Raw genomic sequence first — 10554 nt, 5'->3', positions numbered from 1 at the left:
TACCACTTAACATACCGTTGGTCGCGGTCGCTATATATGTCCATTCAGTCAGGAAATACCGGATCGTGGACGCAAGTTCCATATTGGAAAAAGTTGGAATTCTTGTAGTTGGACGACTTCGATTAGCCTGGAAGTGTCTCTGGGAGCACACAGGGAAAACCCTGATGGCGGCCTCTGGAAATCAGCCGTTGGTCGGGCAGATTATTTGACCCGGATTGTCGCTGGCAGGTATGCACTATTCAATTACGACAGTTTCGCGGCCAGTTTCTCAAGCCTGGTGCGCTATCAGGGACGCAGAGAGCAAACGTTTGCTCATCATCTTCGGCTCGAACGTGTCCTGGCCCATTTGTGCCGCAAAGGCCTCAAGCAGGGCTGTCTGCTCGCTGCCATCAAGGCTCAGTTGTCCGGTTTTATGATCGACCAGCTCAAGCTGCCATGCCATCAGGGTGAAACAGTCTCGCAAGGCATCGAGGGCCTGTTCGTGCAGGTCGACGCGATCCTGGGTCAGATTCAGCAGGCTGTAGATGTGCAGGGAAAACTCGGAGATTGCTTCCAGTGCCAAGGCTTCGGCGCGGCCGGCCAGCTTCAACAGAGTGCCGAGCATGCAGTCGATGGCATCCTTGTCATTGCTGATCAGTTGCAGATGGCTCAGGCATTCTTCGGACTTGGCGAGAAGCGTTTCGGCCTCGACCAGAAATTCGGGGAAGCGTTGCGCCCAGTCTTTACGGTCGATTGGCATGTTCATCTCCACCACGTCGTGTTGGTTGACGGATGGCCGTGTGTGGCGACGATCGTGAATCGTCGGCAGATCGCGCCCGGCGGTGCAGGTGCACGGACCGAGGGGTTCCAGAGGGTGGGTTGCCACTGAATTGCGATCGCACACAATAGCCTGACTCCGTTCATGCAATGAGAATGGCGTCACAGTAATGGCTATTGGAAATGGCGAATATCAGGTTGGGCCTGATTGATCCTAGGGGAATCCCTTAGGCGCGGGAACCTAACGTGCAAACCGAGGTCGCGCCGCAATGAATCTAGCAGATGAAATCACGATTGCCAGTAAAGCATGATGTCAGTGTGACATCAATGGCCGTTTGTGGCATTTTTAGCGGCGCGCTTTACAGCAATCAAGATTAGCTGAATGCAGCCGATAAACCCCCATAGTGAATTCATCAGAACAAGCCCAGGAGTCATTGATGGCCGGCATTCTCGACACGGTAGACCAACGCACGCAACTGGTGGGTGAGAATCGCCTGGAAATCCTCATGTTTCGCCTGGCCGGACGCCAGCTGTTCGCGATCAACGTGTTCAAGGTTCAGGAAGTGCTGCAACTGCCCAAGCTGACCCTGATGCCGCAGCGTCATCCTTTCGTCTGCGGCGTGGTAAATCTGCGCGGACAGACCCTGCCGGTGATCGACCTGTCGCAGGCAATCGGCATGCGCCCACTGGTGCCGGGCCCGAACAGCACTATCATCGTCACCGAATACAACCGTTCGGTGCAGGCCTTCCTCGTTGGCGGCGTCGACCGTATCGTCAACATGAACTGGGAAGCCATTCTGCCGCCGCCGACCAGTGCTGGCCGCCAGCATTATCTGACCGCGATCAGCAAGGTCGACGATCAACTGGTGGAGATCATCGACGTCGAGAAAGTCCTCGCTGAAATCGTCCCGTACAACGCGAAGGTCTCGCGCGAGAAACTCGACGACCCGGTACTGGAACGCGCCCGTGGCCGCGAAGTGTTGCTGGTGGATGATTCCAACGTAGCGCTTTCGCAACTGCGCGACACCCTCGGCCAGCTTGGGGTGAAGATGCACATTGCCAGCGACGGTCTGAAAGCCTTGAACATGCTCAAGGCCTGGGCCGATACCGGCGTGCACATGACCGACAAACTGCTGATGATTTTCACCGACGCGGAAATGCCGGAAATGGACGGCTATCGCCTGACCACGGAGATCCGCAACGACCCTCGCCTGCGTGGCCTGTACGTCGTACTGCACACCTCGCTATCGGGCAGTTTCAACGACTCGATGGTGAAGAAGGTCGGCTGCGACAACTTCCTCTCCAAATTCCAGCCGGACAAACTGGTCGACGTGGTGCGCCAGCGTCTGATGCTCGACGCCGTGCCGGCCTGACCACACACCCATTGTAGAAGTGAGCCTGGTCTTTGATTCCAGATCGAGCTCGTATAGGGTGGCGTTTTTCCTCCAAGGAAGCTGGCCATGCTGCGTCTGAGCGCGCTTTATCGTTACCCGTTGAAATCCGGCAAGGGCGAAATCCTGCAAAGCATCGAGCTGGACAAGCTCGGGCTGGCGGGCGACCGACGCTGGATGCTGGTGGACGAGGCCAGCGGGCGCTTTCTGACCCAGCGTGCCGAAGCGAAGATGAGTCAGTTGTCGGCGTTATGGAATGCCGGCGGCGGTCTGATGCTCAGCGCTCCCGAGCAGGGTTCTATCGAATTCGCGCTACCCGCTGCCGACGCCGAGCTGCGCGGTGTGACGATCTGGCGTGACACCCTGCGGGTGCCGGACGCCGGTGATCAAGCCGCGCGGTTTGTCAGCGACTTCCTCGGCAAGCCGACACGTCTGGTGCAAATGCCGCTCGAGCGGGCACGCACCACGCAGTCGGGTTTCGGCAAGGATGACGATCAAGTGGCGTTCGCCGACGGTTATCCATTGCTGCTGATCGGCGAAGCCTCGCGGCTGGCGCTCTCGGAAACGGTAGGGCGAGAGCTGGAGATGCTGCGCTTCCGTCCGAATCTGGTCATCGAAGGCAGCGCGCCTTACGCCGAGGACCAATGGAAACGCATTCGCATCGGCGATATCGAATTCCGCGTGGTCAAGCCATGTGCGCGTTGCATCATGACCACCGTCGACCCGCAAACCGGTGAGCGCAGTGCTGATCGTGAGCCGTTCGCGACGTTACAGAAACATCGCTCAACCGCCGATGGCGCGATGTTCGGACAGAATCTGGTCAACGACGGCAAAGGCCGCCTGGAAGTCGGCATGCCGGTGGAAATCCTCGAATAGATTGTCGCTGAAACGAAAAATGCCCGGGTCTTTTGGACGCGGGCATTTTTTTGCGCTGTGAAACCGTCGGGATCAGCCGCGGTATTCGCACAGGTAAGCGGTATCCACTTCGACTTTCAGCTGAAACTTGCTGTTGGCCGGGACGTTGAACTGGCTGCCGGCGGCGAAGGTTTCCCAGTCGCTGCTGTCTGGCAGTTTTACGTTCAGCGCGCCGGAAACCACATGCATGATCTCGCGCTGGCTGGTGCCGAATTCGTATTCGCCCGGGGCCATGACGCCAATGGTCGCCGGACCTTCAGCGGTGCCAAAGGCGATCGACTTGACGGTGCCGTCGAAGTACTCGTTGACTTTAAACATGGGCGGATTCCTCGAAAAGGGCTTAAAAGGGGGCGGCCAGTATGCACAAGGCTTTTCGCGCCGTCACGCGTCTAAAGCGGCAGGACCAGCGGCAATAACCGTGCAGTATTGCGGGCATCTTCCAGCGCGCGATGTTGTTGGCCGTTGAACTGCATGCCCGCCAGTTGCAGCGCGCCATTGAGCCCCAACGGTCGTTCCAGGCGCCGAGCCTTGGCGAAGCGCTGTTTGAGGTTCATGTGCGGGACTTTGCTCAGGCCGCTGTCGATGTTCAGGCGCTGCCACTCCTGCAGCAATTGCTGGCGATCGTAACCGCCCCAACTGGCCCAGCCTTCCAGACGGGTTTGATGCTGCGCCAGCCAACGCTCAAAGGCCGGCCAGACTTCGCTCAGCGGTTGCGCCGAATCGATGTTGGCTTGGGTGATGTGTGTCAGCTCCCGACAGAATGGCGTCAGCAATGGCCGGCGGGTCGGTTTGACGAAGCGCTGGAAATGATCCTGCTCGCGCCCGGCGCGGTCGACCAGGGTCGCACCGATCTCGATAATTTCCATTTCCGTGACCGGCCAGCCACCCTCGTCTGTGGTGGCTTCCAGATCTATGACCAGCCAATGGGGCATCGCAGGGTTCCTGATTTCCGCGTTCTGATTTATCAGAGCGTAGTCAAACCCCGCGCTTGTGCCCGGGCGACTACTCGACCTGCAACAGAACCTGACGATTTTTTACCTGATCGCCGACCTTCACTTGCACCCGTTTGAGCACGCCATCGATGCCGGCCTTCAACGGATGCTCCATTTTCATTGCCTCCAGCACCACTAGCAATTGACCCTTGCTGACCGTACTGCCTTCGCTGACCAGCACATCGACAATGGCGCCGTCCATCGGTGCTTTCAGGGTGCCGGAGGCGACGCTGGTCTGACTGTCGATCGGCGCATGAGTTCGATCCTCCAGGCGCAGGCTGCCCGGATGGGTGAACAGCCACAGCTGCCGATCGTGCAGACGATAGGCGTGGCGCTGGCGCAGACCGTCGACTTCGATGGTGATCGATTGCGCGGCGTGCTCAATGATTTTCACCGCCACAGTGCTTTCGCCAGCCTGCACGACCAACTCGCCGGGTTTGCGCGCCAGCACCGCCAGCGTCCAGTCCTGCTCGTCACTGCCCAGTCGATAGTGCAACGGCACGCTAGCGTTGTTGCGCCAGCCGTTCAGCGGGGCGCGATGGGGCAGGGCGCTGGCCTGATAGAACAACGCCACGGCAATCGCCAGTTGCGCCGTCGTCGGCACATAAGTGTTGAGGCTGGCATGGCTGGAAAAATGTTGCTGGATGAAAGCGGTGCTGAAATCGCCACTGATGAACTGCGGATGTTGCAGCAGGCCTTCGAGCAAGCGTTGATTGCTTTGCACGCCAAGCAGCACCGTGTCCTGCACCGCCCGCAACAATTTGCGCCGCGCCTCTTCGCGGGTTGCGCCGTGGGCGATCAGTTTGCCCAGCAGCGGGTCGTAAAACGGGCTCACCGACTGGCCTTCAAGCAGACCGTGATCAATCCGCGCCCCGTGATCCGAAGCCGGTTGCCATGCGGCAATTCGGCCGGTTTGCGGGAGAAAATCCGCAGCGGGATCTTCGGCGTAGAGGCGCACTTCCATGGCGTGACCGTCGAGGCGGACCTGTTCCTGCTTCAGCGGTAACGGCTGGCCCTCGGCAACCAGCAACTGCCACGCGACCAGATCGAGGCCGGTGATCAATTCCGTCGCCGGATGTTCGACCTGCAGACGGGTGTTCATCTCCAGAAAGTAGAACTGGCCGCGTGCGTCGAGGAGGAACTCCACGGTGCCGGCGCCGACATAATCCACCGCGCGCCCTGCCTTGAGCGCCGCTTCGCCCATGGCCTGGCGCAGCTCGGCGGTCATCACCGGGCACGGCGCTTCTTCGATGACTTTCTGATGGCGGCGCTGGATCGAGCAATCGCGTTCGCCGAGATAGACCAGATGGCCGTGCTGGTCGCCGAACAATTGCACTTCGACGTGGCGCGGTTCGATCAATGCCTGTTCGAGAATCAACTCGTCGCTGCCGAAACCGTTCATTGCTTCGGACCGCGCGGTGCGCAGTTGCGCCGCCAGTTCGCTGGCCTCGTGCACCAGGCGCATGCCGCGTCCGCCGCCGCCGGCGCTGGCCTTGATCATCAGCGGATAGCCGATGCGTTCGGCTTCGGCCAGCAGCGTCGCGTCGTCCTGCGCTGCGCCTTGATAGCCGGCAATGCACGGCACGCCGGCGTCGAGCATGGCGATTTTCGACAGGCGTTTGCTGCCCATCAGTTCGATCGCTTCGACGCTGGGGCCGATGAAAATCAGCCCGGCTTCGGCGCATGCGCGGGCGAAATCGGCATTTTCCGAGAGGAAGCCGTAGCCCGGGTGAATCGCGTCGGCGCCGCTGCGGCGGGCGGCGTCGAGGATCGCCGCAATGTTGAGGTACGACTGCTGCACCGGCGCCGGGCCGATGTGCACGGCTTGGTCGGCCATTTGCACGTGTAGCGCATCGGCGTCGGCGTCGCTGAACACGGCGACGGTGCGATAGCCCCGCGCCTGGGCCGTGCGCTGGATGCGGCAGGCGATTTCACCGCGGTTGGCGATCAGGATTTTGTGGAGGGTGGGCATGGTGGGGTTCCTGAAATGATAGCGGTGAATGGGATGGCCTCATCGCGAGCAGGCTCGCTCCCACATTTGGAATGCATTTCAACCTGTGGGAGCGAGCCTGCTCGCGAAGCTTTTAGCTGACCCACCGAGGTTTGCGTTTCTGCATAAATGCCATGGTCCCCTCGATTCCTTCCTCTCCAGTCACCGCCGCGCCGAACCACTGCGCCGCCTCATCAAGCAACTCACTCGACGGCTGCCCGGCACTCGCCAACAGCAATTTCTTGGTCATCGCATTCGCTTCCGGCGCGCAGCGCAGCACCTGTTGCAAAACCTCATCCAGTCGCTCGGCCAACGCTTGCGCATCCTGTTCAACGAAATGCACCAGCCCCAATCGCTGCGCCTCGGCGCCATCGAAACGCGCCGCCGTCAGCGCCAGTCGCCGGGTTTCGGTCAAGCCGATCCGTTGCACCACAAACGGTGCGATTTGCGCCGGGATCAGGCCAAGGCTGGTTTCCGGCAAGCCGAACTGCGCCTGGTGATCGCTAATCGCAATATCGCTGACGCAAGCCAGGCCGAAGCCGCCGCCGAGCACGGCGCCTTGCAGCACAGTGATCAGCACTTGCGGCGCATGTTGGGCTTGTTCCAGTAACGCGCCAAACGCCCGGTTCAACTCACGGTAAGCGTCCGCGCCCTGAGCCCGGGCACTGGCCATGTCCTTGATGTCGCCGCCGGCACAAAAATGCCCGCCGGCACCGCTGAGCACCAAGGCCCGCACTGTGCGGTCATCGTGCACCGCCGCCAGCACCGCGCGCAGTTCGGCGACCATTTGCAGGCTCATCGCGTTGCGGCTGTCCGGGCGGTTGAGGGTGATGTGCAGCACGCCGCCATGCAGTTCCAGCAACAGCGTCTGGCAATCGGGCAGGCTGCTCATTTCTTTTTCCCCGGCAGGGTGCCCATCAGTTTGCAGATGATCCCCAGCATGATTTCGTCGGCGCCGCCGCCAATCGATACCAAGCGCACATCGCGATAGGCGCGGGCCACCGGGTTGTCCCACATGAAGCCCATGCCGCCCCAATATTGCAGGCAGCTGTCGCTGACTTCCCGGCCCAAGCGTCCGGCCTTGAGCTTGGCCATCGACGCCAGGCGCGTGACGTCCTGGCCTTTGATGTACTGCTCGGTGGCCTGATAGACCAGTGCGCGCAGGCATTCGATTTCGGTCTGCAATTCGGCGAGGCGGAAGTGGATCACCTGGTTGTCGATCAGCGCGTTGCCGAAGGTCTTGCGCTCCTTGCAGTACTCGATGGTGCTGTCGATGCAATATTCCAGGCCCTTGATCATGTTCGCCGCGCCGAACAGGCGTTCTTCCTGGAACTGCAGCATCTGCATCATGAACCCGGCGCCTTCATGGCCGATGCGATTGCGCTGCGGCACGCGCACGTTGTCGAAGAACACCTGCGCGGTTTCCGAGCTGCGCATGCCGAGCTTGTCCAGGTGCGAACTGAGGCTGATCCCCGGGGTGTTCATCGGCACCATGATCAGCGACTTGTTGATGTGCGGCTTGTCGTCCGAAGTGTTGGCCAGCAGGCAGATGAAATCGGCGCTCGGCGAGTTGGTGATCCACATTTTGCTGCCGTTGATCACGTAGTCATCGCCGTCCTTGCGCGCAGTGGTTTTCAGCCCGGCGACATCGGAACCGGCGCCGACTTCAGAGACGCCGATGCAGCCGACCTGTTCGCCCGTGATGGCCGGGCGCAGGAATTCTTCGCGCAATTCATCGGAGCCGAAGCGGGCGAGGGCGGGTGTGCACATGTCGGTCTGCACGCCGATCGACATCGGAATCCCGCCGCAATGAATGGTGCCGAACTCTTCGGCGGCGACGATCGAATAGCTGTAGTCGAGGCCCATGCCACCGAATTTTTCCGGCTTGGAAATGCCCAGCAGACCCAGTTCGCCGGCCTTGCGGAAAATCTCGTGGATCGGAAAGCGCCCGGCTTTTTCCCACTCTTCGACGTGCGGGTTGATCTCGTGCGTGACGAATTGGCGGACGGTGCGGCGCAGGGCTTCGTGTTCCGGGGTGAAGATCATTGTTGTTGTTCTCCGTAGGATCCGTGGCGGTCAGAAGCGGCTGACGCCGAAGCTGTTGGGTTGCAGCGTGCGCGTGTCGGCTTCGTGGCAGATATCCAGCAAGTAACCGAGCAGGGTGCGGGTGTCGCGCGGGTCGATCAGGCCGTCGTCCCACAGGTTGGCGCTGCCGTACAGGGCGGTGGATTGGCTGTCGAGTTTCTGCGCGGTCATCTGTTCGAGCATGTCGAGCATTTTCGGATCCGGCTCGATGCCGTCCTTGAGCTGTTTGGCTTCGGTAACGATGCGCAAGACCTTGCCGGCCTGTGCGCCGCCCATTACTGCCGTGCGGCTGTTGGGCCAGGCGAAGATGAAGCGCGGATCAAGCCCGCGCCCGCACATGGCGTAGTTGCCGGCGCCGTAGGAACCGCCGACGACAATGGTCAGTTTAGGCACCCGTGCGTTGGCCACCGCTTGGATCAGTTTCGAGCCGTGCTTGATCACGCCTTGCTGTTCCGATTCGGTGCCGACCATGAAACCCGTGGTGTTGTGGAAAAACAGCAGCGGCGTCTGGCTCTGGTCGCACAACTGGATGAACTGCGCCGCCTTGCTCGCACCTTGCGGGGTGATCGGGCCGTTGTTGCCAACGAAGCCGCAGGCGCGGCCCTGGATTTTCAATTGGCCGCAAAGGGTTTGCTGATCGAACTCGCCTTTGAACTCGAGAAAGTCCGATTCATCGGCAATCCGCGCGATGATTTCGCGCACGTCGTAGGGCTTTTTTGCATCGTCCGGGATCAGCCCGAGCAGTTCGTCGATGGGGTAAAGCGGTTCTTTGAATTGCCGCTCCGGCAGCCACGGCAACTGCTCGTTCCAGGGCAGCATGCGCATGATCTCGCGGACCTGGCGTATGCCGTCAGCGTCGTTTTCGGCGAGATATTCGGCAGTGCCGGCGACCTGCGCGTGCATCTCGGCGCCACCGAGTTCTTCATCGGTGGCCACTTCGCCGGTCGCTGCTTTGAGCAATGGCGGGCCGGCGAGAAACAGCTTGGCCTTGCCGCGCACCACCACCACGTAATCCGACAACCCCGGTTGATAGGCGCCGCCCGCCGTGGCCGAGCCGTGCACCACGGTGATCTGCGGCAAACCCATGGCTGACATGCGCGCCTGATTGGCGAAACTGCGCGCACCTTCGACAAAGATCTCTGCCGCGTAATTGAGGTTGGCACCGCCGCTTTCGGCGAGGGTGATCATCGGCAGTTTGTTTTCCCGCGCGATCTGTTGCAGGCGCAGGGATTTTTTCAGGCCGCTCGGCGAGATCGTGCCGCCCTTGATTGCGCTGTTGTTGGCGACCACCATCGCGCGGATGCCGCAGACATAACCGATGCCGGCAATCAGCCCGCCACCGGCCGAACTGCCGTCCTTGTCGTCATGCAACTTGTAGCCGGCGAGGCTGGCCAGTTCGAGGAACGGCGCGCCGGGGTCGAGCAAAAGGTTCAGGCGTTCGCGGGGCAACAGTTGCCCGCGTTTGCTGAATTTGTCTTTGGCTTCGGCGGCCTTGTTCAACAGGTTCTGTTCGAGCTGCTGCACCTGCTCGATGGCGGCGAGCATGGCCGCGCGGTTGCGCGCGAATGTTTCGCTGTGCGGATCGAGTTGCGACTGAATCTGCGCCATGGCTTATTCCTTGTCCTTGAGCACGTCGGGACGCAACACTTCTGGTAAATACGCGCGGTGAAAACCGTTGAACGATTCGCTGTGGCTGGCCTTGTGCAGCGGCCAGGCACGACTGCCGAGGCTGGCGGCGCCGTCGATTTTTACCGTGGTGCCGCTGATGAATGCCGCCGCCGGGCTGAGCAGAAACACGATCGCCGCACTGACTTCCGATTCGGTGCCGATACGCTTGAGCGGCACATGCTCGCGCAGGGTCGGAATCACCGCTTTGAATGCGCCTTCGTAAGTGTCCATGCCGCTGGACGCAATCCAGCCCGGCGCCACGGCGTTGACCCGGACCCCGGCGTAACCCCACTCGAACGCAGCAGTCTTGGTGAAGTTGTCCATGCCTGAACGCGCGGCGCCCGAGTGGCCCATGCCGGGCATGCCGCCCCACATATCGGCAAGCATGTTGACGATGCTGCCGCCGTGTTTGCTCATCGACTGGTTGAACACTTCCCGGGCCATCAGAAAACCGCCGACCAGATTGGTCCGCAGCACGGTTTCGAAGCCCTTCTGATTGATCGAGGCCAAGGGCGACGGGTATTGGCCGCCGGCATTATTGACCAGGCCGTGGATCGGCCCGTGTTCGGCGATCAGCTCTTTGACCAGTTGCTTGACCGCTTCTTCATCGCGGATATCGCAGGCCCTCCAGTGCGCGCGGCCGCCGTCCTCGGCGATTTCGGCGGCGACCTTTTCGAGTTTTTCCGGCTTGCGCCCGACCAGCAGCACATTGGCGCCAAGGGCCGCCAGTTCATGGGCGGTGCAGCGACCGATGCCG

10 protein-coding genes are annotated in these 10554 nt (G+C 61.0%); 2 read left to right on the top strand and 8 right to left on the bottom strand.

Annotated features, from left to right (window positions below; genetic code table 11):
• Positions 1–268: 268 nt before the first annotated feature.
• Entirely contained in the window at positions 269–739 is a 471-nt protein-coding gene (locus OQK_RS01735) for a hypothetical protein (RefSeq protein ID WP_024013689.1), read from the bottom strand.
• Between the two features lie 454 nt (positions 740–1193).
• On the opposite strand from OQK_RS01735, the gene OQK_RS01730 reads away from it, so the two are divergent.
• Positions 1194–2129 carry a chemotaxis protein CheV gene (locus OQK_RS01730; protein ID WP_016770829.1) on the top strand — a complete coding sequence of 312 codons (936 nt, stop codon included), beginning with the start codon at positions 1194–1196 and terminating at the stop codon, positions 2127–2129.
• Positions 2130–2216: 87 nt separating this feature from the next.
• The gene (locus OQK_RS01725) at positions 2217–3023 is read left to right on the top strand and encodes an MOSC domain-containing protein (RefSeq protein WP_016770828.1); all 807 of its coding nucleotides are present in this window, start codon (positions 2217–2219) and stop codon (positions 3021–3023) included.
• Positions 3024–3095: 72 nt separating this feature from the next.
• Here OQK_RS01725 and ppnP read toward each other — a convergent pair whose 3' ends face one another.
• From ppnP to OQK_RS01690, 7 genes are all read right to left on the bottom strand, one after another.
• Entirely contained in the window at positions 3096–3380 is a 285-nt protein-coding gene (gene ppnP, locus OQK_RS01720; protein WP_016770827.1) for a pyrimidine/purine nucleoside phosphorylase, read from the bottom strand.
• Positions 3381–3451: 71 nt separating this feature from the next.
• Complete coding sequence (locus OQK_RS01715) at positions 3452–3994, bottom strand: exonuclease domain-containing protein (protein ID WP_016770826.1); 543 nt, start codon at positions 3992–3994, stop codon at positions 3452–3454.
• Between the two features lie 70 nt (positions 3995–4064).
• Positions 4065–6026 carry an acetyl-CoA carboxylase biotin carboxylase subunit gene (locus tag OQK_RS01710; RefSeq protein ID WP_016770825.1) on the bottom strand — a complete coding sequence of 654 codons (1962 nt, stop codon included), beginning with the start codon at positions 6024–6026 and terminating at the stop codon, positions 4065–4067.
• A gap of 112 nt (positions 6027–6138) precedes the next feature.
• The gene (locus tag OQK_RS01705) at positions 6139–6936 is read right to left on the bottom strand and encodes an enoyl-CoA hydratase/isomerase family protein (protein WP_016770824.1); all 798 of its coding nucleotides are present in this window, start codon (positions 6934–6936) and stop codon (positions 6139–6141) included.
• Positions 6933–8090 (bottom strand): citronellyl-CoA dehydrogenase, encoded by a 1158-nt coding sequence (gene atuD / locus OQK_RS01700; RefSeq protein ID WP_016770823.1) that lies wholly within the window; start codon positions 8088–8090, stop codon positions 6933–6935. Before atuD ends, OQK_RS01705 begins: the two co-directional genes overlap by 4 nt.
• 30 nt (positions 8091–8120) lie before the next feature.
• Positions 8121–9737, bottom strand: coding sequence for a geranyl-CoA carboxylase subunit beta (gene atuC, locus OQK_RS01695; RefSeq protein ID WP_016770822.1), 1617 nt, complete (start codon positions 9735–9737; stop codon positions 8121–8123).
• 3 nt (positions 9738–9740) lie between these two features.
• A partial coding sequence (locus OQK_RS01690; protein WP_016770821.1) for an SDR family oxidoreductase occupies positions 9741–10554 on the bottom strand: 814 nt, incomplete at its 5' end.

The sequence above is a fragment of the Pseudomonas sp. R62 genome (genome assembly GCF_000257605.1).
Lineage (GTDB): Bacteria > Pseudomonadota > Gammaproteobacteria > Pseudomonadales > Pseudomonadaceae > Aquipseudomonas > Aquipseudomonas atacamensis.
The sequence above is the reverse complement of the archived record's forward strand: the minus strand, read 5'-3'. Positions and strand labels throughout refer to the sequence as shown.

What these genes read in the sequence shown, in the direction of transcription:
- OQK_RS01725 (WP_016770828.1), top strand. Translation starts at nt 2,217, where the DNA reads ATGCTGCGTCTGAGCGCGCTTTATCGTTACCCGTTGAAATCCGGCAAG.
- OQK_RS01730 (WP_016770829.1), top strand. Translation starts at nt 1,194, where the DNA reads ATGGCCGGCATTCTCGACACGGTAGACCAACGCACGCAACTGGTGGGT.
- OQK_RS01710 (WP_016770825.1), bottom strand. Translation starts at nt 6,026, where the DNA reads ATGCCCACCCTCCACAAAATCCTGATCGCCAACCGCGGTGAAATCGCC.
- OQK_RS01715 (WP_016770826.1), bottom strand. Translation starts at nt 3,994, where the DNA reads ATGCCCCATTGGCTGGTCATAGATCTGGAAGCCACCACAGACGAGGGT.
- atuD (WP_016770823.1), bottom strand. Translation starts at nt 8,090, where the DNA reads ATGATCTTCACCCCGGAACACGAAGCCCTGCGCCGCACCGTCCGCCAA.
- OQK_RS01735 (WP_024013689.1), bottom strand. Translation starts at nt 739, where the DNA reads ATGCCAATCGACCGTAAAGACTGGGCGCAACGCTTCCCCGAATTTCTG.
- ppnP (WP_016770827.1), bottom strand. Translation starts at nt 3,380, where the DNA reads ATGTTTAAAGTCAACGAGTACTTCGACGGCACCGTCAAGTCGATCGCC.
- OQK_RS01705 (WP_016770824.1), bottom strand. Translation starts at nt 6,936, where the DNA reads ATGAGCAGCCTGCCCGATTGCCAGACGCTGTTGCTGGAACTGCATGGC.
- atuC (WP_016770822.1), bottom strand. Translation starts at nt 9,737, where the DNA reads ATGGCGCAGATTCAGTCGCAACTCGATCCGCACAGCGAAACATTCGCG.